Annotated in this window: 24 protein-coding genes; 19 read left to right on the top strand and 5 right to left on the bottom strand. The window is 66.9% G+C overall.

Going from position 1 to position 23,287, the window contains the following annotated elements; translation table 11 throughout:
• Positions 1-26 precede the first annotated feature (26 nt).
• The 19 genes from CP958_RS22150 to CP958_RS22060 all read left to right on the top strand — a co-directional run bounded on the left by CP958_RS22150 (position 27) and on the right by CP958_RS22060 (position 17,195).
• Positions 27-902 carry a branched-chain amino acid ABC transporter permease gene (locus tag CP958_RS22150; protein ID WP_096704377.1) on the top strand — a complete coding sequence of 292 codons (876 nt, stop codon included), beginning with the start codon at positions 27-29 and terminating at the stop codon, positions 900-902.
• A 2-nt stretch (positions 903-904) separates the two neighbouring features.
• Positions 905-1,867: a branched-chain amino acid ABC transporter permease gene (locus CP958_RS22145; protein ID WP_096704376.1), complete on the top strand. Its 963-nt coding sequence runs from the start codon at positions 905-907 to the stop codon at positions 1,865-1,867.
• A complete protein-coding gene (locus CP958_RS22140) occupies positions 1,857-2,573 on the top strand; it encodes an ABC transporter ATP-binding protein (protein WP_197706442.1) in 717 nt (238 codons plus the stop codon). The genes CP958_RS22145 and CP958_RS22140 overlap by 11 nt, the downstream gene beginning before the upstream one ends.
• Positions 2,557-3,285 (top strand): ABC transporter ATP-binding protein, encoded by a 729-nt coding sequence (locus CP958_RS22135; RefSeq protein ID WP_197706441.1) that lies wholly within the window; start codon positions 2,557-2,559, stop codon positions 3,283-3,285. Before CP958_RS22140 ends, CP958_RS22135 begins: the two co-directional genes overlap by 17 nt.
• Positions 3,275-3,706: a PaaI family thioesterase gene (locus CP958_RS22130; RefSeq protein WP_096704991.1), complete on the top strand. Its 432-nt coding sequence runs from the start codon at positions 3,275-3,277 to the stop codon at positions 3,704-3,706. The genes CP958_RS22135 and CP958_RS22130 overlap by 11 nt, the downstream gene beginning before the upstream one ends.
• On the top strand, positions 3,703-4,689 hold the full coding sequence (locus CP958_RS22125) for a nitronate monooxygenase (RefSeq protein WP_096704375.1): 987 nt from the start codon (positions 3,703-3,705) through the stop codon (positions 4,687-4,689). The genes CP958_RS22130 and CP958_RS22125 overlap by 4 nt, the downstream gene beginning before the upstream one ends.
• Positions 4,686-6,095, top strand: coding sequence for a hypothetical protein (locus tag CP958_RS22120; RefSeq protein WP_096704374.1), 1,410 nt, complete (start codon positions 4,686-4,688; stop codon positions 6,093-6,095). Before CP958_RS22125 ends, CP958_RS22120 begins: the two co-directional genes overlap by 4 nt.
• A gap of 18 nt (positions 6,096-6,113) precedes the next feature.
• Positions 6,114-7,334, top strand: a complete 1,221-nt coding sequence (locus CP958_RS22115; protein WP_096704373.1) for a CaiB/BaiF CoA-transferase family protein — start codon at positions 6,114-6,116, stop codon at positions 7,332-7,334.
• A 37-nt stretch (positions 7,335-7,371) separates the two neighbouring features.
• Positions 7,372-9,342, top strand: a complete 1,971-nt coding sequence (locus CP958_RS22110) for a tetratricopeptide repeat protein (protein WP_242443069.1) — start codon at positions 7,372-7,374, stop codon at positions 9,340-9,342.
• A gap of 556 nt (positions 9,343-9,898) precedes the next feature.
• Complete coding sequence (locus CP958_RS22105) at positions 9,899-10,897, top strand: FAD:protein FMN transferase (RefSeq protein ID WP_096704372.1); 999 nt, start codon at positions 9,899-9,901, stop codon at positions 10,895-10,897.
• 8 nt (positions 10,898-10,905) lie between these two features.
• A complete protein-coding gene (locus CP958_RS22100) occupies positions 10,906-11,445 on the top strand; it encodes a SoxR reducing system RseC family protein (RefSeq protein ID WP_096704371.1) in 540 nt (179 codons plus the stop codon).
• A gap of 15 nt (positions 11,446-11,460) precedes the next feature.
• Positions 11,461-12,042: an electron transport complex subunit RsxA gene (rsxA, locus tag CP958_RS22095; RefSeq protein WP_096704370.1), complete on the top strand. Its 582-nt coding sequence runs from the start codon at positions 11,461-11,463 to the stop codon at positions 12,040-12,042.
• A 13-nt stretch (positions 12,043-12,055) separates the two neighbouring features.
• Positions 12,056-12,592 carry an RnfABCDGE type electron transport complex subunit B gene (locus tag CP958_RS22090; protein ID WP_096704369.1) on the top strand — a complete coding sequence of 179 codons (537 nt, stop codon included), beginning with the start codon at positions 12,056-12,058 and terminating at the stop codon, positions 12,590-12,592.
• A gap of 13 nt (positions 12,593-12,605) precedes the next feature.
• The gene (gene rsxC / locus CP958_RS22085) at positions 12,606-14,105 is read left to right on the top strand and encodes an electron transport complex subunit RsxC (protein WP_096704368.1); all 1,500 of its coding nucleotides are present in this window, start codon (positions 12,606-12,608) and stop codon (positions 14,103-14,105) included.
• The gene (locus CP958_RS22080) at positions 14,102-15,178 is read left to right on the top strand and encodes an RnfABCDGE type electron transport complex subunit D (protein WP_096704367.1); all 1,077 of its coding nucleotides are present in this window, start codon (positions 14,102-14,104) and stop codon (positions 15,176-15,178) included. Before rsxC ends, CP958_RS22080 begins: the two co-directional genes overlap by 4 nt.
• Positions 15,175-15,804, top strand: coding sequence for an electron transport complex subunit RsxG (rsxG, locus tag CP958_RS22075; RefSeq protein ID WP_096704366.1), 630 nt, complete (start codon positions 15,175-15,177; stop codon positions 15,802-15,804). The genes CP958_RS22080 and rsxG overlap by 4 nt, the downstream gene beginning before the upstream one ends.
• The gene (locus CP958_RS22070) at positions 15,804-16,475 is read left to right on the top strand and encodes an electron transport complex subunit E (RefSeq protein ID WP_096704365.1); all 672 of its coding nucleotides are present in this window, start codon (positions 15,804-15,806) and stop codon (positions 16,473-16,475) included. The genes rsxG and CP958_RS22070 overlap by 1 nt, the downstream gene beginning before the upstream one ends.
• Positions 16,476-16,491: 16 nt before the next feature.
• Positions 16,492-16,785, top strand: a complete 294-nt coding sequence (locus tag CP958_RS22065; protein ID WP_096704364.1) for an RnfH family protein — start codon at positions 16,492-16,494, stop codon at positions 16,783-16,785.
• Positions 16,782-17,195 (top strand): hypothetical protein, encoded by a 414-nt coding sequence (locus CP958_RS22060; RefSeq protein WP_096704363.1) that lies wholly within the window; start codon positions 16,782-16,784, stop codon positions 17,193-17,195. The genes CP958_RS22065 and CP958_RS22060 overlap by 4 nt, the downstream gene beginning before the upstream one ends.
• A 193-nt stretch (positions 17,196-17,388) precedes the next feature.
• Here the strand turns inward: CP958_RS22060 and CP958_RS22055 are convergent, their stop codons facing one another.
• The 5 genes from CP958_RS22055 to CP958_RS22035 form a co-directional block, all read right to left on the bottom strand.
• A complete protein-coding gene (locus CP958_RS22055) occupies positions 17,389-18,195 on the bottom strand; it encodes an ABC transporter permease subunit (RefSeq protein WP_096704362.1) in 807 nt (268 codons plus the stop codon).
• Positions 18,192-19,085, bottom strand: coding sequence for an ABC transporter permease subunit (locus tag CP958_RS22050; protein WP_096704361.1), 894 nt, complete (start codon positions 19,083-19,085; stop codon positions 18,192-18,194). The genes CP958_RS22055 and CP958_RS22050 overlap by 4 nt, the downstream gene beginning before the upstream one ends.
• On the bottom strand, positions 19,082-20,221 hold the full coding sequence (gene potA, locus CP958_RS22045; RefSeq protein ID WP_096704360.1) for a polyamine ABC transporter ATP-binding protein: 1,140 nt from the start codon (positions 20,219-20,221) through the stop codon (positions 19,082-19,084). The genes CP958_RS22050 and potA overlap by 4 nt, the downstream gene beginning before the upstream one ends.
• 4 nt (positions 20,222-20,225) lie before the next feature.
• Positions 20,226-21,335: a polyamine ABC transporter substrate-binding protein gene (locus tag CP958_RS22040; RefSeq protein ID WP_096704359.1), complete on the bottom strand. Its 1,110-nt coding sequence runs from the start codon at positions 21,333-21,335 to the stop codon at positions 20,226-20,228.
• Between the two features lie 219 nt (positions 21,336-21,554).
• Complete coding sequence (locus tag CP958_RS22035; protein WP_096704989.1) at positions 21,555-23,240, bottom strand: cation acetate symporter; 1,686 nt, start codon at positions 23,238-23,240, stop codon at positions 21,555-21,557.
• Positions 23,241-23,287 lie beyond the last annotated feature (47 nt).

The following is a 23,287-nucleotide window of genomic DNA, read 5'->3' as shown; positions in this document are numbered from 1 at the left end:
CATTTCCTGTTCCAGGGTCCGAGTCCATGCTTGAACTTACCCTTCAATCCCTGTTCTCCGGGGTGCTGTCGGGAGCGTATTACGCCCTGATCGCCCTCGGCCTCGCGCTGGTGTTCGGCACCATGCGGGTCATCAACCTCGCCCATGGCGAGCTGGTGCTGCTGGGCGCCTATATCAGCTACACCGCCGAGGAAAAGCTGGGTCTCGACCCCCTGGCCTCGCTGCCGCTGGCCCTGGCCGTGGTGGTGGCGACCGCCATGGTGGTCTATTACCTGGTCAGCATGATCAAGAAGGATCGCGAGCTGAACTCGCTGATCCTGACCTTCGGCATCGGGGTGATCCTCACCAACGCGGTGCTGATGATCTGGTCGGCGGACATCCATTCCGCCACCACGCCGTGGTACCACGACGCCACCATCCTGTTCGATACGCTGTTCGCCATGCAGGCCGAACTGGTGTTCGCCGCGCTCGGCATCATCCTGGTGGGCGCCGTGTGGTGGTGGCTGGAAAAAAGCTGGTACGGCAGGGCCTTGCGCGCCGTCGCCTCCAACCGCGACGCCGCCAAGCTGATGGGCGTCAACCCGCAATTGACGGAGGTACTCTCCTTCGCTGTGTCCGGCCTGCTGGCCACCGTGGCGGGTGTCGCCATCTACACCGCCAAGGTGATCCAGCCCGCCATGGGCCATCACCTGACGGTCAAGGCCTTCATCATCACCGTGCTGGCCGGCATGGGCTCGGTGCCCGGCGTGCTGCTGGGCGCCGTGCTGCTGGGCATCGTGGAAAGCCTGACCGTCACCATGGCGTCGTCGGCGCTGCAGGAACTGGCCGGCATGGTGCTGTTCCTGGTGGTGCTGCTGTTGATGCCGTCCGGCCTGTTCGGCCGCGCCAAGCGGCGGGGGTAAGCATGAACAACGTAATCAAGATCGCCGCCTTCCTGGCCTTCTCCTATATCGCCGTGCCGCTGGCGGTGGGCTCCAACGCCTATGTCATCGGCCTGATCGTCGCGGCGCTGACCATCGGCGGCATCGCGGTGGCCTGGGCGCTGCTGGGCAATCTGGGCGGCATGGTCAGCTTCGGCCACGCCGCGTTCTTCGGAGTCGGTGCCTACGTCTCGGCTCTGCTGACGCTCAGGGGGGGCTGGCCGGTATTCCCCGCCATGCTGGTCGCCGGCCTGGGTGCCGCCGTGGCCTCGGTGGCGACCATGCCGGCGCTACGGTTGCGCGGCCCCTATTTCGCCCTCGCCATCCTGGCCTATGCCGAGATCTTCCGTATCCTGGCCACCGAGATGAAGCCGGTCACCGGCGGCGCGGCGGGGCTGTTGTCCATTCCCCGCCTGCCCACCGTGCTGGGCCTGGATTTCGGCTCCAAGCTGGGCGGCTATTTCGTCATCCTGACCATCGTGGTGGCGGCCATGGCGGTCTATCACCTGATCCGCCGCAGCGCCTATGGCCTGGCGCTCAAGGCGATGCACGACAGCGAGGACGCCACCCGCGTGGTGGGGGTCAACTCCACCGTGCTGAAAGCCTGGATGCTGGTGGTTTCCGCCTTCATCACCGGCATGGTCGGCGCCTTCAACGCCCATTACATCAACTTCCTGGAGCCCGACTACGCCTTTGCCGGGCAGTGGACGACGCTGGCCATCGTCTCGGCCATCTTCGGCGGCTATCGCACGGTGACCGGCCCGCTGGTCGGCGCGGTGGTGGTCTATCTGGTCGACCAGTTGGCTTTCAAGCCCATCCTGCCCCAGGGCCATCAGATCGTGCTGGGCGTGCTGCTGGGCGCCATGATCCTGTTCAGTCCGGGCGGCCTGATGCCCCTGCTGATGGCCAAACTGTCGCGCAAGGAGGGCCCGGCCCATGCTGCTTGAGCTTGACGGCGTCACCGTGGCCTTCGGCGGCCTGATCGCGGTGGGAGACGTCACCTTCTCCATGGCGGAAGGCGACGTGCTCGGTCTGGTCGGCCCCAACGGGGCGGGCAAGACCACCCTGTTCAACGCCGTGTCGGGGCTGGTGCGCCCCACGCGGGGCAAGGCCCGCTTCCTGGGCCGCGATCTGGTGGCCATGCCCATCCACGCCAGGGCGCGGGCCGGCATCGGCCGCGCCTTCCAGGTGCCCCAGCCCATGCACGAGCTGACGGTGCGCGAAAACCTGATGGTGGCGTCGCGCTTCGCCACCGGGCGCATCGACAAGCAGCGGATCGAGGAAATCCTCGACCTGCTGAAGCTGGGCCACAAGGCGGATTCCGACGCCGCCACCTCGCTGGCGCTGACCGAGCAGAAGGCGCTGGAGGTGGGCAAGGCGCTCGCCACCAACCCAAAGCTGCTGATGCTCGACGAGGTGCTGGCCGGGCTCGAGACGGCGGGCAAGCGCGCCTTCATGCATACGCTGTCCGAGGTGCGGCAGCGCTACGGCCTGGCCCTGCTGATCATCGAGCACGACATCGAGACCATCACCCGCCTGTGTCCCCGCGTGGTGGTGCTGAACTTCGGCCGTCTGATCGCCGAGGGCAGCCCCGAAAACGTGTTCAACGACCCCGAAGTCATCAGGAGCTACACCGGTGGCGAAGCTGCTTGAGATCGAATCCTTAAGGGCCGGCTACGGCTCCATTAACGTCCTGTGGGACCTGTCGCTCGCCATCGAGGAAGGCAAGCTCACCTGCATCCTCGGCCCCAACGGCGGCGGCAAGACCACGCTTTTGCGCGCCATCATGGGGCTGGTGAAGACCGGCTCGGGCCGGGTCCTCTATCAGGGTGCCGACCGCACCAACGCCCCCACCTGGGACATGGTGGCCGACGGCATCGCCATGATCCCGGAAGGCCGCATGGTGTTCCGCGACATGACGGTGGCCGACAACCTGATGATGGGAGCCTTCCCCAAGAAATGCCGGGCCAACGCGCCCCGGAACCTGAAAATGGTCTACGACATGTTCCCCCGCCTCTACGAGCGCCGCGATCAGTTGGCGGGCGCACTTTCGGGCGGCGAGGCGCAGATGCTGGCCATGGGGCGCGGCCTGATGGAGGAGCCCAAGCTGATCCTGGTGGACGAGCCGTCCCTCGGCCTCGCCCCCGTGGTGGTGGACGAGGTGATGGGCATCCTCGACCGCCTGAAGCAGGATGGCCGCACCATCGTGCTGGTGGAGCAGAACACCAACAAGGCGCTCAAGATCGCCGACCACGTCTATCTGGTCAGGGGCGGCAAGGTGGTCTTGTCCGAAGCGGCGGCCTCGGTTGATCTTGGCCGCCTCCACGACCTCTACTTCGCCAGGGATGCCCTCCATGAGCACTGATCTGCTGGACGGCGAGCCCAGATCGGGCTTCCAGGAACTGCTGGACTACCATCTGGTGGAATGGTCCGAGGACCGCGCCGTGCTGGAGCTCGCCATCGAGCGAAAGCACTGCAACCGGGCCGGTCTGGTCCATGGCGGCGTGCTCGCCACCCTGATCGACACCTCATGCGGTTTTGCCGCTACCTATTGTCCCTTTCCCGGACGGGTGCGTCGCGTCGTCACCCTGCAGTTGACGACCAGCTTCACCGGCCAGGCCCGCCACGGCATCATCCGTGCCGTCGGCCGCAAGAAGGCCGGCGGCAGCCGTATCGTGTTCTGCTCCTCCGAAGTCCTCGACGAGAACGGCAAGCTGATCGCCATGGGCGAAGGCACCTTCCGCTACCGCACCGGGAGCGAGACCCCGGAGGGCGTGGCGCTGTGACCCCCCTGTTCTCCACCCGCATCACCGAGCTGTTCGGCATCCGCCTGCCGGTGCTGGCCGGCGGGCTGCAATGGCTGGCGACGCCGGATTACGTGGCCGCCGCGGCGCGGGCCGGCATCTGCGGCTTCATCACCGCCGCCAGCTACGAGGAATTGGCCGACCTCAGGGCCGCCATCCGCAGATGCCGCGAGTTGGCCGAGGGCAAGCCGTTCGGCGTCAACGTCTCCATGCTGCCCAAGCTGGTCCAGGGCGAGCGCACCCAGGCGGTGTTCGATCTGATCGTCGAGGAGGACGTGCGCTTCGTCGAGACCTCGGGCCGCAATCCCGCCCCTTACCTGCCGGCTCTCGAGGCGGCCGGCATCAAGGTGATGCACAAGGTGCCGGCGGTGAAATACGCCCAGAAGGCCCAGGCCGAAGGCGTCGACGCCGTGGCGGTGGTCGGCGCCGAATGCGGCGGCCATCCCGGCATGGACATGGTGGGAACCATGGTGCAGGCCAATGTGGCGGCGGCCAAACTGTCCATCCCGTTGCTGGTGGGCGGCGGCATCGGCACGGGCGCCCATCTGGTGGCCGCCCTGGCGCTGGGGGCCGACGGCGTGGTGGTGGGCACCCGTTTCCTGGTGGCCGACGAAATCTGGGCCCACGCCGACTACAAGCGCCGCCTGATCGAGGCCGACGAGACCGAGACCACCCTGATCCTGTCCAGTCTGCGCAACACCGCCCGTGTCCTGCGTAACGAGGCGACCGCCACGGTCCAGGCCCTGGAATCGGGCGGTGCCGGTATCGAGGCGCTGATGCCGCACATTTCCGGCAAGGTGGGCCGCGAGGCCTATCGCACCGGCGACTGGACCAAGGCCGCCCTGTCGGTGGGCCAATCGGTGGCCTTCGCCGACCGCATCGAGCCGCTGGCCGCCATCGTTACCCGCTTCGAGGACGAGGCCAGGGCGGCGCTGGCCCGGCTGAAGGGACTTGCGGCGCCATGACCGGCACTCGTGCCTCCGCCCTGCTGCTGCTCGGCATGATCGCCTGCGTGCTGGGCGACGTGATCGTGCCGGCCGAGGTTCTGCGCATGGGGGCGCGGCTGCTGCTGGTCGCCTATCTGGCGGCGGAATGGCGCAAAATGGCGGTCAACGCCAAGGTGATGGTCGGCCTTGCCATCGGCCTGACCATGGGCGCCGCCGTGGCCGGCACCGCCGACCCCGTCAAGGTCATCGCCTCGTCCCTGGATACCGGCGCCTTCTTCGCCACCTTCTTCGCCAACCAGTTCTTTTTGCGCGAAGCCGCCCGCACCTCGCCCCTGGTCAGCCGCTGCTCCACCTTCTTCGTCAACCAGACGCCGGGGCGACGCTATGCCCTGCTGACCGTCGGCGGCTATCTGTTCGGCATCATCCTCAATATCGGCGTGCTGAGCCTGCTGGGCATCATGATCAAGCACCGCAACTCGCTGGAAGCGGCGGGCGGCAACGAGCAGATCAGGGATATCCGCGAGCGCCGCATGGTCATGGCCCTGCTGCGCGGCTTTTCCATCACGCCGCTGGCCTCGCCGCTGTCCATTTCCCTGGCGGTGATGCTGACCGCCCTGCCCAGCCTGCACTGGAGCTCCATGCTGCCGTTGGGCATGGCGACCGGCGCCATGATCCTGGGGCTCGGCTGGGTGCAGGACCGCATCCAGGCCCCCGCCCATCTGCGCCATCTGGTGCCGCCCACCGAGCCTACCCGCGACCTCGCCGCCCTGGGCGGCGTGGCCGGGCTGGTGCTGCTGGTCTTCCTGATGGCGCTGGTGTTCGAGTGGCTGCTGGGCGTGCCGCTCAGCCGCGCCATGCTGGTCTCCACCCCGCTGGTCGGCCTGGGCTGGCTGGCCAGCCAGTATCTGGAGGGCGGCATCGCCAACGGCAGCGCCGCCGTGGCCCATCGCGTGGTCACCCAGGCGGCCAACACCTTCCCCGCCTACCGCACCGAGATCGCCATCCTGTCCTCGGCCGGATTCATCGGCACCCTGTTCTCCGCCATGATCCCGCCCGAGACCCTGGGAGCGCTGATCGCCTCGCCGCTGCTGCCGCCGGTCATCCTGCCGGCCCTGGCCATCCTGGCGGTGGTGGTCCCGGCCCTGATCGGCATCAACCCCATCGTTTCCGTCACCATCATCGCCTCGGCGCTCCGGGCGGCGCCCGGCCTGCCGCTTTCGACCGAATCCCTGGCGCTGGGCCTGATCAGCGGCTGGTGCCTGGCCATCAATTCCTCGGCCATGACCGCCTCGGCCATGCTGCTGGGCGAGCTGGTGGGCAAGCCGGCCAAGACCATCGTTCTGGGCTGGAACGGCCTGTTCACCCTGGCGGCCTTCGCGGTGCTGACCGGTTGGCTGACCATTCTGTCCCGTCTGACACAGTAAGAAGTAAGGAAGCATTCCATGCGGGCCCTCGACGACATCCTGGTCCTCGACCTCAGCCGCGTGCTGGCCGGTCCCTGGTGCACCCAGATGCTGTCCGATCTGGGCGCCCGGGTGATCAAGGTGGAAAAGCCCGGTTCCGGCGACGACACAAGAGGCTGGGGCCCGCCCTTCCTGGCCGATCCCCGGACGGGGGAAAAGGGCGACGCCGCCTATTATCTGGCGGCCAACCGGGGCAAGCACTCGGTGACCATCGACATGGCCAGCCCCGACGGCCAGGAACTGATCCGCCGCCTTGCCGCCCAGGCCGACGTACTGGTGGAGAACTACAAGCTGGGCGGGCTGAAGAAGTACGGCCTGGACTACGAGTCGCTCGCGGCGGTCAATCCCCGGCTGGTCTATTGCTCCATCACCGGCTTCGGCCAGGACGGTCCCTATGCGCCGCGCGCCGGCTACGACTTCATGATCCAGGCCATGGGCGGGCTGATGAGCGTGACGGGGGAAAAGGACACGCTGCCCGGCGGCGGGCCACAGAAGGCCGGCATCGCCATCGCCGATCTGTCCACCGGACTGCACGCCACCGTCGCCGTGCTGGCGGCGCTGAACCAGCGCCACCGTACCGGGCGCGGCCAGTACATCGACATGGCGCTGCTGGACGTGCAGGTCGCCATGATGTCCAATCAGGCCATGACCTGTCTGGTCAGCGGCAACGCCCCCGGCCGGGCCGGCAACGGCCACGCCGCCATCGTCCCCTATCAGGCCTTTCCCACCGCCGACGGCCATCTGATCATCGCGGTGGGCAACGACGGCCAGTTCGCCAAGCTGGCCGACGAACTGGGCCATCCGGAATGGGCGGCGGACGAGCGCTTCACCCTGAACCGCGCCCGCGTCGAGCACCGCGCCGTGCTGATCCCGCTGCTGGAAGCCGAGACCCGGCGCCATACCTCGGCCCAGTTACTGGAGGCTCTGGAGCGGCGCCAGATTCCCTGTGGCCCCATCAACACCATGGACAAGGTGTTCGCCGATCCCCAGGCCCAGGCCCGGCACCTGCGCCAGGAGGTTCCCCACGCCCTGACCGGAACGGTCCCCACCGTGGCCAGCCCGCTGCGCCTGTCGGATTCGCCGGTATCCTACGACCGGGGGCCGCCGCTCCTGGGCGAGCACACCGATGCGGTGCTGGGCGAACTGCTCGGCCTGGATGCGGCCGCGCTGTCCGCCTTGCGCGACAAGGGCGTGGTGTGAGCTTGACGCGGGCGGAGGCCACCGGGATAAATCGGTGATGACCTCGGACCCCGCCTTGCTGCTCCAACAGGCCGAAGCGCTGCACAACCAGGGCCGCGTGGAAGAGGCGGAATCCCTTTATCACCGCATTGTCGAACCGTCGCCCCTGGCCGCCAGGGCCCTGACCAATCTGGGAGTGATCGCCCAGCAGCGCGGTCAGGCCGATACCGCCCTGGAGCTGCACCGGCGTGCCCTCGATCTGGCGCCCGATCTGGCGGAAGCGTGGTGCAACCGGGGCGATCTGCTCAGCGACCTTGGCCGGCTGGAGGAGGCGGAAACGGATTTCGCCCGCGCCGCCGCCCTTTCTCCCGGTCTGGCCCCCGCCTGGTTCAACCTGGGCAATACCAGGATGCGCCTGGACAGGGCGGCGGAGGCCGAGCCCTGCTACCGCCGCACCGCCGAATTACTGCCCCAATTATCTCTGGCGCACGCCCAGTTGGCCCGCTGCCTGGACGCCCTGGGCCGCGCGGCCGAAGCCGCCGACAGCATGGAAGCGGCGGTGCGTCTGGCCCCCGGCGACTGGCGGCTGCTGACCGATCTGGGGGCCATGCGGCAGCAGGCGGGGCGCATCAGGGCGGCCCAGGATTCCTTGCGCGCAGCCATATCCCTGCGCCCCGGCCATGCCGCCGCCCATTACAACCTGGGCAACGCCTTCTATGGCGAGGGCCGCGCCGCCGAGGCCGCCGCCTGCTACCGTGCCGCCTGGAACATGGATTCCCGGCTGGTTCAGGCGGCATCCAACTACCTCAACTGCCTGCATTACCTCCTCGAGATGAGCGGCGAGGAGATCGGACAGGCCCACCGACAGGTCATGAACCGCCACCGCGTGCCGGTTCCAGCCCAATATGCCAATACGCCGGAACCGGGCCGAGTGATCCGCGTCGGCTATGTCTCCGCCGATTTCCGCCGCCATCCCCTCGGTCTGCTGATGCGTCCGGTGCTGAAGGGCCACGACCGCGGCCGCATCTTCGCCGCCTGTTACGCCACCCGGCCGGGTGGTGACGACGTCACCGGGGAATTGCGGGGCAATGCCCATCTCTGGCGCGATGTCGCCGGCCTGGACGACGACGGGCTGGCCCGGCTGATCCAAGACGACGGCATCGACATCCTGGTGGACCTGGACGGCCAGACGGCGGGCAACCGGCTGGGCCTGTTCGCCGCCAAGCCCGCCCCGGTACAGGTGAGCTGGCTGGGCTATCCCTTCACCACCGGGCTGGCGACCATGGACTACACCCTGATGGACCGTGCCACCGTGCCGCCCGAGGCCGAAGCCTGGTTCCGCGAAACGGTGGCGCTGCTGCCCGGCTCGCGCCTGTGCTACCAGGGGCCGGACACCCCCGAACCGGCGGAACCGCCGATGCTGGCCCGAGGCTTCGTCACCTTCGGCAGCTTCAACAATATCGCCAAGCTGAACGACGCGGTGATCGGGTCGTGGTCGCGCATCCTGTCACGGGTTCCCGCCAGCCGCCTGCTGCTCAAATGGCCCCATCTCGCCCAGGCGGAAGTGGCGAAGCGCTTCCGCGATGCCTTCGCCGCCCACGGCATCGCGCCGGAAAGGCTGGAGTTGCGCGGCAATTCGCCGCCCGAGCAATTGCTGGCCGAATACCGCGAGGTGGATATCGGCCTCGACCCCTTCCCCTATTGCGGCGCCTTCACCTCGTGCGAGGCGCTGTGGATGGGCGTGCCGGTGGTCACCCTGCCGGGGCCGCGCCCGTTCTGGCGCCAGACCCTGGCGCTGCTCTCGGCCATGGGGATGGAAACGGAACTGGCCCGCCCGGACATGGCGGCCTATGAGGACCTCGCCGTCGCCCTGGCCGGCGATCCCCCGCGCCTGACGCGCCTGCGCCATGCCCTGCGCCCCGCCATGAAACGGGGAATCGGCGACGGGGCGGCCCATGTGGCGGCGGTGGAAGCGTTCTTCCGGCAAGCCTGGATCGGCTGGTGCGCAAAGATAAAGGGGGAAGCCTGAAAAGCTCCCCCCTTTACCGCTCTCCCCTACCCCCCCGGGTTGGGATCGCGGCGGTATATTCCTACACCGCAAAAAAAAGGACCCGGCCCCATGGGCACAGGTCGTTGCGGATTTCTACTTACCATCAAACCCCACCCCTGCCAAGCACAAAAGGATAGGACAACCCCATACCTATGGAGAGGGCACGACATTTGAAAGGAAAATCCCCCGTCCATGTCGCACTTGCGACAACGACGGCGGCGTGGCGAGGCGGAATTTTTTCTGCCGCCTAAAGGCCATAGCCGACCCGTTACACCCTGGCAAATTATCGCGTATCGCTTAAAAAACGGCTATTTTCCGCCATCCCCCAAATTTGGTATTGCAATGCGTATTTAAAAACACACACTCTTGATGTGGGCGATGTCCTCGCATACCATCTATGTGGCGTTTTTTTGAGCAATTATACTTTTGTGGCGCGGGTCTTGCTAAGGAGTTTGGCGGGACCACGGGAACAGGCCCCGAACCGGGTCTGGCCTTGGGCGCCCGGAAGTTTCACCCGAAGGAGGGCTTAGGCTCGATGACCGTTCGTATCACCCGCCGTCGCGCCATCACCATTCTGGCCGCGGCCGCCGGATTGCCGCTGCTGATGAAGGCCAATGCCGCCCAGGCCCGCCTGGTCCGCTGGGAAGGGACGACGCTGGGCGCGCCCTCCACCATTCAGCTTTTCGCCGCCGACGAGGCCAAGGCCCGCGCCGCGCTGACCGCCGCGCAGGACGAACTGGCCCGGCTGGAAGCCATCTTCAGCATCTATCGCGCCGATTCGGCCCTGTCGGCGCTGAACCGCGACGGCAAGCTGGACGACGCGCCGGCCGAATTCGTCGAACTGGTCGCCCACGCCAAGAGCCTGGCCGCCATCAGCGACGGCGCCTTCGATCCGACCATCCAGCCGGTGTGGCAGCTGTATTTCAGCCACTTCACCGCCGCCAATCCCGACCCCAACGGCCCGGCCCAAAGGGACATCGACGCCGCCCTGACCCTGGTCGACTGGAAGGGTATCGAGATCGACGCCGCGTCGCGCCGCGTCTCCCTGGCCAAGCCGGGCATGGCGCTGACGCTGAACGCCCGCGCCCAGGGCTATATCACCGACAAGGTGGCCGACGTGCTGCGCGCCCACGGCTTCTCCCAGATGCTGGTGGACATGGGCGAGCCCCGCGCCATGGAAGCCAAGCCCGACGGCTCGGCCTGGCATATCGGCATCGCCAACCCGGCGGACAACACCAAGGCCATCACCTCGGTAGACGTGGTCAACAAGTGCGTGTCCACCTCGGGCGGCTACGGCACCATCTTCGATGAAGCCGGCAAGTTCACCCACATCATCGACCCCAAGACCGGGCGTACCGCCCCGGCCGAGCTGGGTGTGACGGTGATTGCCGACAACGCCACCATCGCCGACGGCCTGGCCACCACCCTGATCCTGGCGCCGGAAGACAAGCGCCAGCAGATTCTGCGGGCGGGCGGCGCCGAGAAGGCCTTCTTCGTCACGCCCCAGGGCGTTATCGCGACGGTGACGGCCTGAGTCTGGTGATGAGCACCCCCGAGTCCTCCACCCCGCCGGAATCCTTCTTTCCGGACGCCGATGGCCGCGACATGGTCGAGGGCTTCGCCCGCGTGGTCGCCATCAGCGGCGGCAAGGCCTGGGCCGAGCCAGAGCAAGCGCCGAGCTGCGGCGGCTGCCATTCGGCCGGCCTGTGCAGCATCGGCAAGCAGGTGGGAGACCCCTCGGCGCGCCAGATGGCCAAGCGTTTCGCCCTGCCCGGCGACCTTGGCCTCGCGGTCGGCGAACGGGTGGTGGTGGGTGTGCGCGAGAACACCCTGACCACCGGGGCGCTCACCGCCTACGGCCTGCCGCTGGTCACTCTGCTGATCGGCGGCATCGCGGGACAGGAAATCGGCCGCGCCGATTCCATGGCGGCGCTGGGCGCCGTCGGCGGTCTGGCGGTCGGGCTGTTCGGCGCCCGGATCATCTCCGGCATTCTTTCGGCACGGGGGGTATTGACCCCCCGCTTCCTGCGCCGCGCCTTCGAGGCGCCGCCGGATGCCTCGTGCCACACGGAACATGGGTAAAGGGGGAAGCACCCGATGCAACATTACCTTCTGCTGATCATCAGCGCCGCTTTGGTCAGCAACGTCGTGCTGATGCGGTTCCTGGGCCTGTGCTCCTTCATGGGCGTCACCACCCGGGTGGACACCGCCATCGGCATGGGCGCCGCCACCACCTTCTGCATCACGGTTTCCGCCATGATCGACTGGGGTGTGGAGAAGGCGCTGCTGGAGCCCTACGAGTTGGGCTATCTGCGCACCGTGGCCTTCATCCTGGTCATCGCGGCGGCCGTGCAGTTCACCGAGGCAGTGGTGCGCAAGGTCTCGCCGGCCATGTTCCAGATGCTGGGCATCTACCTGCCGCTGATCACCACCAACTGCGCCGTGCTGGGCGTGAACCTGCTGCTGGTCGAAGGCAAGATGAACTTCATCGAGAGCACGCTGTTCGCCCTGGCCTCGTCGCTCGGCTACTCGCTGGTCATGGTGCTGTTCGCCGGCCTGCGCGAGCGTATCGCGCTCAACGAGGTGCCGCGTCTGTTCGCCGGTCCGCCCATCGGCTTCATCACCGCCAGCCTGCTGGCCCTGGCCTTCATGGGCTTTTCCGGTATGAGCACCAATTAGGAGGTTGCCTGTCATGTTGTTGGATGTCGGAAGTCTGGCGGTGATGGGTGTGACGCTGGGCGCGGTTCTGGGAACCGCCGCCAAGCTCCTGGCCGTGCCCACCAATCCCATCGAGGAAGAACTGCAGAACCTGCTGCCCGGCTCGCAATGCGGCCAGTGCGGCTTCGTCGGCTGCGCCCAGTACGCCGCCGCGCTCGCCAAGGGCGACACGCCCATCACGCTGTGCGCACCCGGCGGCAAGGCCACCATCGAAGCCCTGGCCAAGAAGCTGGGGGTGCACGCCGATGCCGATGCTCACGAGGAAGTCGGCCCCCGTGTCGCCTTCATCAACGAGGACCTGTGCATCGGCTGCCTGCGCTGCATCGGCGAGTGCGGCTCCGACGCCATCGTCGGCGCCCCCAAGCAGTTGCACACCGTGATCGCCGAAGCCTGCCACGCCTGTTCCAAGTGCTTCAAGATCTGCCCCACCGAGGCCATCGAGATGCGCCCCATTCCGCAAACCATCGCAGCCTGGCACTGGCAAAAGCCAGGCGAGCATGCGGCTCATTGAGGAGAGACGGTCGATGAAACTGTTTCCCATCCTGGGCGGCATCCACCCGGAATACCGCAAGGAGCTGACGAGCGAGAAGGCCATCGTCGCCCTGCCGCTGCCGAAGACGCTCTACCTGCCGCTGCAGCAGCACATGGGGGCGCCGGCCAACACCACCGTCAATGCCGGTGACCTGGTCAAGAAGGGCCAGTTGCTGGCCAAGGCGCAAGGGGCGATCTCGGCCGCCGTGCACGCCCCCACCTCGGGCCGCATCGCCGCCATCACCGAGATGACCGCGCCGCACCCGTCCGGCCTGCCGACCCTGACCATCATGCTGGATTCCGACGGCAAGGACGAATGGGGCGAGCTTATGCCCGCCATCAATGATCCCTTCGCCGCCTCGGCCAACGAGATCAAGGCCCGCGTCGCCGAAGCCGGCATCGTCGGCATGGGCGGCGCCACCTTCCCCTCGGCGGTCAAGCTGGGCCTGGGCAACCAGCACAAGCTGGAAATCCTGCTGCTCAATGGCGCCGAGTGCGAGCCCTACCTGACCTGCGACGACCGCGTCATGCGCGAATTCGCCGCCGAGGTGGTGGACGGCGCCCGCATCATGGCCCATGCGCTCGGCGCCCCCAAGGTGATCATCGCCGTGGAGGACAACAAGCCGCAGGCCATCGAGACGTTGAGAGCGGTGGCGGCGACCCAGCCCAACGTGGAAGTGGTCGGCGTGCCGGTGCAGTACCCCATGGGCGCCGAACGCCACCTGACCCAGGCGGTCACCGGCCGCGAGACTCCCGCCCGCAAGCTGACCGCCGATGTGGGCGTGGTGGTGCACAACGTCGCCACCGCGCGCGCCGTGCATCAGGCGGTGCGCCTCGGCCGCCCGCTGCTGTCGCGCGTCGTGACGGTGAGCGGCGGGGCCGTCGTCCAGCCCAAGAATATCGAGGTGCCGCTGGGCACTCGGGTAAGCGAACTGCTGGATTTCTGCGGCGGCGTCACCAAGGAGGCCAGGCGCATCATCTCGGGCGGTCCCATGATGGGCCAGCCGCTGCCGTCACTGGACGTGGCGGTGGTCAAGGGCACCTCCGGCATCCTGGCGCTGACCCAGAAGGAAACCAACGAGCACGCCTCCAGCCCCTGCATCCGTTGCGGTTCGTGCGTCACCTACTGCCCGTGCGGTCTGGTGCCGGTGGAGATGGCCAGCTACATCAGGAACGACAAGCTGGACCTCGCCGCCAAGATCGGCGTGCAGGATTGCGTGTCGTGCGGCTCGTGCTCCTACATCTGCCCGTCGCACATTCCGCTGGTCCACTACTTCAACTACGCCAAGGGCAAGATCGCGGCGCTGGACCGCGAGCGGCGCAAGAACGAGCAGACCAAGGCGCTGGTCGAGGCCCATAACGCCCGCCTCGAGCGTCAGGCCCAGGCCAAGCGCGAAGCCGCCGCCAAGGCCAAGGCCGCCAAGGAAGCCGCCGAGGCGGCCGCGGCGGCTGCTCAGGCACAAACCAACTCCGCAGGCGGGGCCAACGCATGAGTATCGTGATCGACAAGAGCGGACCGTTCACCCACGGCCCCAACAACGTCTCCCGGACCATGTTCACGGTCCTGGCGGCCCTGGCGCCGGCGACGCTGTATAATCTGTGGCTGTTCGGCCTTCCCGCCATCTTCCTGTTCCTGGTCACCATGGCGGCCTGCGCCCTGTGCGAAGCGGCCTGCGTGCGCATCAGCGGCGGCAATCCCGACCGGGCGCTGGGCGACGGCTCGGTGGCGATCACCGGCTGGCTGCTGGCCCTGTCGCTGCCGCCGTGGGCGCCCTGGTGGGTCGCCGTGGTGGCCTCGGTGTTCGCCGTCTGCCTCGCCAAGCACGCCTTCGGCGGCCTGGGCCAGAACGTCTTCAACCCGGCCATGGTCGGCCGCGTGGTGGTGCTGGTCTCCTTCCCGCTGCAGATGACCTCGTTCGTGACACCCAAGCCGCTGTTCACCCCCGGCTCCCCCTCCCTGGCCGAGGCGTTCAACATCACCTTCGGGCGCGGCTTCTCGCTCGACGGCATCAGCACCGCCTCGCCGCTGGGCTTCATCAAGACCGAGTTGTCCAAGGGCACTCCGGTCAGCCAGTCGCTGGCCTCGGTCCCCAGCCTGGGCGACATGATGATCGGCTTCCATCCCGGCTCCATGGGTGAGACGGCGGTGCCGCTGATCCTGCTGGGCGGCCTGTTCCTGATGTGGCGCAAGATCATCTCCTGGCACATTCCGGTGGCCATGCTGGCGACCCTGTTCCTGATGGGGACCGTCTTCAACGCCGTCGATCCGGCGCGGCACGCCAGCGGCATGTTCCACCTGCTGTCGGGCGCGTCGTTCCTGGGCGCCTTCTTCATCGCCACCGACTACGTCACCTCGCCGGTGTCCAAGTCGGGCCAACTGGCCTTCGGCTTCGGCGTCGGCCTGCTCACCTGGATCATCCGCACCTACGCCGGATATCCCGAGGGCGTGGCCTTCGCCGTGCTGCTGATGAACGCGCTGACGCCCATTCTCGATCAACATTTCCGGCCGCGCGTCTTCGGGCGCACCCGCAAGGGCGAGCCTCTGCCGGCCAGGGGGGACAAATGAGCCAAGCGATCCGGCCCACCTGGGTCCACGCCACCATCCTGGGCACCTTCTGTGCCGGCTTCGGGATCGCGCTGGCGCTCACCGACGACATCACCAAGGCGCCCATCAAGGACCGCGCCCTGGAGGACAAGATGAACTCGCTGGGCCAGGTCATCCCGAAATCCATCCATGACAACAACCCGGTCAACGACGCCATCAAGCTGCCCAGTCCCAATGCGGGCGGCCACGGCGCCCCGGCCGAGACGGTGGTCTACCGCGCCATGAAGGGCGGCGAGGTCACCGGCGTGGCCTTCGAGATGGATGCCTCGGGCGGCTATGGTGGCCCGGTCAAGCTGATGATCGGCGTCGCCCCCGACGGCAAGCTGCTGGGCGTGCGCGTCATCTCCCATAAGGAGACGCCCGGCCTGGGCGATAAGATCGACGCCGCCAAGACCGACTGGATCACCCGCTTCACCGGCCTGTCGCTCGGCAATCCGCCGGTGGACAAGTGGAAGGTCAAGAAGGACGGCGGCCAGTTCGACCAGTTCTCGGGCGCCACCATCACGCCGCGCGCCGTGGTGGGCGGCATTCGCCACGGCCTGGAATTCTTCGCCGCCAATTCCTCCCGCATGATGGAGAAGAAGTGATGTCTGCAAGCTACGGACGGATCATCAAGGACGGATTGTGGGAAAACAACGGCGTGCTGTGCATGCTGCTCGGCATGTGCCCGACCATGGCCATGACCGGCACCGCCACCAACGGATTGGGCATGGGCCTCGCCACCGCGGCGGTGATGGCCGCCTCGAACCTGATGGTGGCCATGTTCCGCAACTACGTCACCCACGAGGTGCGTATCCCGGTCTATATCCTGATCGTGGCGGCCAACGTCACCTTCGTGGATCTGGTGATGAACGCCTGGATGCACGAGCTTTATAAGGTGCTGGGCCTGTTCATTCCGCTGATCGTGTCCAACTGCCTGCCGCTGGCCCGCCTGGAGGCCTTTGCCGCCAAGGAGCCGGTGCTGCCGTCCTTCCTCGACGGCCTGTTCATGGGCATCGGCTTCACCCTGGCGCTGACCGCCATCGGCGCGGTGCGCGAGATGATCGGCCAGGGCACCCTGTTCGCCGACGCCGCCCTGCTGCTGGGCAACTGGGCCCACTTCATGGAACTGCGCGTCATGCCGGCCGATTGGGGTATCCTGGTCCTCATCCTGCCGCCGGGCGGCTTCCTGATCGCCGGTCTGATGGTGGTGGCCAAGCGTCTGATCGATCTTGCCTCGGGCAAGGAGATCAAGATGGCCGGCGCCCACAGCGTCTAAGGGAGAGACGAGAGTCATGAAGATCGGAGTCGTCTACGCCCTTCCCTCCCGCCAGTCGTGGCTGTCCATCGACGTGCCGGAGGGAACCACGGTCAAGGAAGCCATCGAGAAATCGGGCATCCTCAACCAGTTCCCCGAGATCGATCTGGAAACCCAGAAGGTCGGAATCTTCGGCAAGGCCGCCGCACTGGACGCCGTCCTGGAGGAAGGGGCGCGCATCGAGATCTACCGCCCCATCACCGTCGATCCCAAGACCGTCAAGCGCCGCGCCGCCCCCGAGGCTCCGGCGGCCGGAGGATCAGAGTCATGAGTACCGAGGACCTGACCGTCACCCAGGCGGTAGCCTACGCCGTCCTCTACGCCCTGGACGTCGAGGCGGCCGCTCCCTGGAAGGCCTGGGCCCATATCTGGCTGAAGGGTGACGACCGTACCGCGTCCTCCGCCCAGATGGCGGCGGCCGGCGCCTCCACCCCCACCGCCAAGTCGGCGGCCAATGCCGCCCGCCTGGCGGCCGAGGCCACCCAGTTGCAGACCGAGGCGGCCATGCTGATGAGCGAGAACCGCAACGCCTCGTGGCAGTTGGACCAGTACGAATTGCGCAACGAGCAATGCCTGGGCGCCGTGGCCGAGTCCATCCGCATGGGCAGCAGCGACGGAACCCTCGACACCCAAAGCCCCCGCTCGGCGGAACTGCGGGCCAAGGTTCAGAAGGAATTCTAGGGGAGCGGAAACGGGGCTTCCGCCCCAGCCCCCGATCGGGGGACATGCTTCCCGAACCCTTCTTCTTTATGGATTGAGAGAAGGTTCAGAGGATTTCCCTCCGGACGGATGGGGGGGGGGCGGCAGCCCACCGATGCCAGCGGCTTGGTCAATGCTGAGGCGAACAAGGCCGTCAGCACGACGGCCAGCGGCATCACCCGCCCTGGTTCTCCCTGGTCATCATCACGCGGCCCGCCACGGCGATGGCAAGCGCCACCAGCGCTACCACGATGGTGGCCAGGGCGTTGATCTCCGGGCTGACCCCCAGGCGCACCTTGGAGAAGATGACGATGGGCAACGGCGTGGCGCCCGGCCCCGAGACGAAGGCGGAAATCACCACGTCGTCCACCGAGAGCGTGAAGGCCAGCAGCCATCCGGCCGCCAGGGCCGGCGCGATGATCGGCAGGGTGATGCGCAGGAACACGGTCAGTGGCCGGGCACCCAGATCCATGGCCGCCTCCTCCAGCGACCGGTCCATCTGGGACAGGCGCGAGCGCACCACCACGGTGACGAAGGACAGGCTGAAGGTGATGTGGGCGATGACGATGGTGGTCATGGAGCGCCCGTCGGGCCAGCCCAGCAAATTCTCCATGCCGACGAACAGCAGCAGCAGGGCGAGGCCGGTGATGATCTCCGGCATCACCAGGGGGGCCGAGACCATGCCGGTAAACAGGGCACGGCCGGGAAAGCGCTTGAAGCGCACCAGCACCACCGCCGCCAGGGTGCCCAGCAGGGTGGCGAGGCAGGCGTTGACGAAGGCGATCTTGAGCGACAGCCAGGCGGCGTCCAGCACCTGATGGTCGTTCAGCAACTCGCCGTACCACTTGGTGGAAAAGCCGCCCCACACCGTCACCAGCTTGGAGGCGTTGAAGGAGTAGATCACCAGCAGCGCGATGGGCAGGTAAAGGAAGGCGTAGACCAGCGCCAGCGCGGTGTAGAGGGCGAAGCCGCGATTGTTCATTCCTCGCGCTCCGCCCGCTTGGCCTCGAAGTGCTGGAACACCATGATGGGCACCACGAGGAGCACCAGCATGGCTACCGCCACCGCCGAGGCGGTCGGCCAGTCGCGGTTGTCGAAGAACTCGGCCCACAGCACCTTGCCGATCACCAGGGTATCGGGACCGCCCAGCAGATCGGGAATGACGAACTCGCCCACCGCCGGAATGAACACCAGCATGCAGCCGGCGACGATCCCCGGCATGCTGAGCGGCAGGGTGACCGCCAGGAACGCCTTGAACGGGCGGCAGCCCAGATCGGCGGCGGCCTCCAGCAGCGACAGGTCCATCTTTTCCAGCGTGGCGTAAAGCGGCAGGATCATGAACGGCAGATAGGAATAGACCATGCCGATGACCACCGCCGTGTCGGTCTCCAGGATCTGCAGCGGTTCGGTGATGACGCCCATCCCCATCAGCGCCATGTTGAGCAGCCCCTCGTTCTTCAATATGCCGATCCAGGCATAGACGCGGATCAGGAACGAGGTCCAGAACGGCAGCGCCACCAGCATCAGCAGCGCCTGCCGGCGGTGACGGGGGGCGCGGGCGATGGCATAGGCGGCGGGATAGCCCAGAGCCAAGCAGCCCAGGGTGGAGATGCCGGCCAGCCGCAGCGAACCAAGATAGGCCAGCAGATAAAGATCGTCGCCCAGCAGGGTCCGGTAACCGGCCAGGGTGCCCTTGAAAGCCCCCTCGGCCCAGTCGACCAACGGCATGTAGGGCGGAATGCCCATCTGCGGCTCGGACAGGCTGATCTTGAGGACGATCAGGAAAGGCACCAGGAAGAACAGCAGCAGCCAGGCATAGGGCGCCAGCCCCACCAGGAAGCGGCCTCCCCTGCCCTCCAGCAGGCTCTTCATTTGGTCAGCACCAGGGAATCGGCGGGATGCCAGGCCAGGAACACCCGGTCCTCCCAGGTCAGCCGGCTCTCCTCGCCGTGATGCAGATTGGTACGCAGCGCCTGCACCTTGCGGCCCGAGGCGAGGCGCACATGGTAAATGGAGACGTCGCCGAGATAGGCGATGTCGCTGACCACGCCCTCGGCCCAGTTCAGGCCGGACTCGGGCCTGTCCCGGACAATCATCACCTTTTCGGGGCGAACCATGACGGTGACCGGTGCGCCGGCCGCCACCTTGCCGGCCCCGGCAACCGACAGGTCGTGCTCCAGTTCGGGGCAGGCGACGGCCAAAGCCCCCTCGCCCCCCTTGGCGGTGCCCTGGAACATGTTGGCGGCGCCGATGAAGTCGGCGACGAAGCGCGAACCGGGATATTCGTAGATGTCGACCGGACCGCCCACCTGCTCGATCCGCCCGGCATTCATCACGCCGATACGCGAGGACATGGTCATGGCCTCGCCCTGGTCGTGGGTGACCATGACGAAGGTGATGCCGACGCGGTCCTGAATGTTGACCAGCTCCAGTTGGGTAGCTTCGCGCAGTTTCTTGTCCAGCGCCGCCAGCGGCTCGTCCAGCAGCACCACCTTGGGCTCCTTGGCGAGGCAGCGGGCCAGGGCGACGCGCTGGCGCTGGCCGCCCGACAACTGGTGCGGCTTGCGCCCCGAAAAGCGGCCCATCTGCACGAGGTCGAGGACGGCGGCCACCTTGTCCCGGATCACCGGCCTGGGCAGGCCGTCCTGCTTCAGGCCGAAGGCGATGTTGTCGGCCACGCTCATGTGGGGGAACAGGGCATAGGACTGGAACATCATGTTCACCGGCCGCTCGTAGGGCGGGACGGTGGTGACGTCCTGGCCGTCGATGAGGATGCGCCCGGTGGTTGGCGTCTCGAAGCCGGCCAGCATGCGCAGCAGCGTGGTCTTGCCGCAGCCAGAGGCGCCGAGCAGCGAGAAGAACTCGCCCTTGAAGATGGCGAGGTCCACGTGCTCGACGGCGACGAAATCGCCGAACCGCTTGGAAATTCCTTCGAAACGGATCAGCGGAACCGCCTGGGGATCATTCCAGGGAGCCACGACCTCCCGTTTGCCCGCCGCCTGGGACATACCCTCAGCGACCTGTCTTGACGGTGGTCCACAGACGGGTGCGCTCGCGCTCCTTCGCCATGTCCGCCGGGGGAACCTGGAACTCCTTGGCCACCACCTCGTCGGCGGGGAAGATCACCGGATCATTCTGAATGTCCTTCTTGATCAGGTGCTTGGAGCCGGAAACCGGGTTGGCGTAGCCGGTGGTGTTGGTGAAGCCGGCGGCCACCTCGGGCTTCATCAGGAAGTCAATGAAACGGTGGGCATTGTCGGGATGGGGCGCATCGGCGGGAATGACCATGGAATCGATATTGACCACGGCGCCTTCCTTGGGAATGACGATCTTGATGTTGACGCCCTTGCCCGCTTCCTGGGCGCGGTTGCGGGCCTGGACCAGATCGCCCACATAGCCGTGCGCCATGCAGATGTCGCCGTTGGCCAGATCGTTGATGAACTTGGACGAGTGGAAATACTTGATGTTGGGGCGGACCTTGGTCACCACCTCGGCCGCCGCCTTCAGGTCGGCCGAATCCAGCGAGGCGCCGTTCCGGCCGAGATAGACCAGGGCGGCGGGAAACACCTCGGTGGGAGCGTCCAGCAGACTGACGCCACAGCCCTTCAGCCTGGAGACCTGGGCCGGATCGAGCAGCGCCGCCCAACTGTCCAGGGCCATGCCCGGCGCCGCCTTGGCGACCTTGTCCACGTTGTAGGCGAAGCCGCTGGCCGAGATGGCGTAGGGAATCGCATAGAGGTTGCCGGGATCGGCGGCCCGATTGAGGGTCACCATCACCTGGGCGTCCAGATTGCCGTAGTTGGAAAGCTTGGAACGGTCCAGCTTCTGGTAGATGCCGGCCTTGATCTGGTTGGCAAGGAAGGGCGAGGCCGAGGGAAACACCACGTCATAGCCCGACTTGCCGGCCTGCAGCTTGGCCTGAAGCACCTCGTTGCTGTCGTAGACGTCGTAATTGACCTTGATGCCGGTCTGGGCGGTGAACTTCTCCAGCGTGTCGGCGGCGATGTAGTCCGACCAGTTGTAGACGTTCAGCACCTTGTCTTCCGCCGCCTGGGCGCCGGAAACCGACGACGCAACGGCAGCAATCAGCGACAACGCGACAGCCGTCAAGGAAATGCGCATGACCTTATCCCCCAGCCAGGAAGCCTGATGCCGGGCCGCTCGCCGCAATCCCGCGCGGGGCCGATATTTCCGGTGCCGGGAGTGCCTTGTCAACGGGCAATGCTCAAAAAAAAGCCCGCCGGAGAAGAACTCCGGCGGGGCTCGCAGTTTGCGGGAGGTAACCGATTGCTTTGGCGGGCCGATTCACCGGCTGGCGGCATCGCCGGCCGGATCGGACCACTAGTGATTGGAAGCCGAAGCCGCGCCGATTCCCGTCTGGGCGCGCACGTACTGGTCCTCGAACAGGGCCCGCTCCGCCTTGGCCGTCTCGCTGCCGTCGAGCTTGGAAATCACGATGGTGACGAAGAAGGCCAGGGTCATGGAGAACAGGGCCGGATGCTCGTAGGGGAAGATGGGCGCCGGGTTGTTCAGCACCACCACCCACACGGCCTTGGACAGCACCACGCAGGTCACCGCCGACACCAGGCCGGCGATGCCGCCCCACAGGGCGCCGCGGGTGGTCAGGCCCTTCCAGTACATGGACAGGAACAGCACCGGGAAGTTGGCCGAGGCCGCGATACCGAAGGTCAGGCCCACCAGGAAGGCGACGTTCTGCTTCTCGAACATGATGCCGAGAATGACGCCGAGCACGCCCAGGACCAGCGAGGCCAGCTTGGAGACGCGCATCTCCTCGGCCTCGGTGGCGTGGCCCTTGCGGATCACTCGGGCATAGATGTCATGGGCGATGGCCGAGGCGCCGGCCAGGGCGAGGCCCGAGACCACCGCCAGGATGGTGGCGAAGGCCACCGCCGACAGGAAGCCCAGGAAGATGTCGCCGCCCAGCGCCTTGGCCAGATGCATCACGGGCATATTGCCGCCGCCCAGCAGCTTGCCACCCACCTTGCCGCCTTCGAAGAACTGCGGGTCGGCACCGACGATGCTGACCGCCGCCAGACCGAGGACGCAGACGATCAGGAAGAAGAAGCCGATGAAGCCCGAGGCCACGAACACGCTCTTACGCGCTTCCTTGGCATTGGGAACGGTGAAGAAGCGCATCAGGATGTGCGGCAGCGCGGCGGTGCCGAACACCAGACCGAGCGACAGCGACACCGCCGAGACCGGATCGGCCAGCATTGTGCCGGGCCCCATGATCTTGACGCCCGATTTGTGGGTGGAGACCGCCTTGGCGGCCATGTTTTCCAGACTGAAGCCGAACTTGGACAGCGCCAGGGCGCACAGCAGCACACCACCGCCCAACAGCAGGCAGGCCTTGATGATCTGCACCCAGGTGGTGGCGATCATGCCGCCGAAGGTGACGTAGACCACCATCAGCACGCCGACGATAATCACCGCCACGGCATAGTCGAGGCCGAACAGCAGCTTGATCAACTGGCCGGCGCCGACCATCTGGACGATCAGGTAGAAGCACACCACGGTCAGCGAGCCCATGGCGGCGAAGGTGCGCACCTTGGACTGGTCGAGGCGGTAGGACGCGATGTCGGCGAAGGTATAGCGCCCCAGGTTCCGCAGACGCTCGGCCAGCAGGAACAGGATGATCGGCCAGCCGACGAAGAAGCTGATGGTGTAGATGAAGCCGTCGAAGCCGGTGGCGAACACCATGGACGACAGACCCAGCAGGGTGGCGGCCGACATATAGTCGCCGGCGATGGCCAGACCGTTCTGGAAGCCGGTGATGCCGCCGCCCGCCGTGTAGAAATCGGCGGCCGACTTGGTGCGCTTGGACGCCCAGTAGGTGATGCCAAGCGTGCCCATCACGAAGGCGAAGAACATGGCGATGGCGGTGACGTTGATCGGCTGCTTCTCGGAGCCGCCGAGATCACCGGGACCGGCCAGGGCGGGCGCGGCGACCAGCAGGGCCGCCACGGCGAGGGAAATCAGGGAGGCCGTACGGCCGACAGCCGCCATTGAGGCGGCGGCCAAGGGCGCGGAGGCGCCCGCCCGGCGAGGGGCAA

Source organism: Magnetospirillum sp. 15-1, from assembly GCF_900184795.1.
Lineage (GTDB): Bacteria > Pseudomonadota > Alphaproteobacteria > Rhodospirillales > Magnetospirillaceae > Phaeospirillum.
Note: the sequence above shows the minus strand (reverse complement) of the source record. Positions and strands in the feature narration are given on the sequence as shown.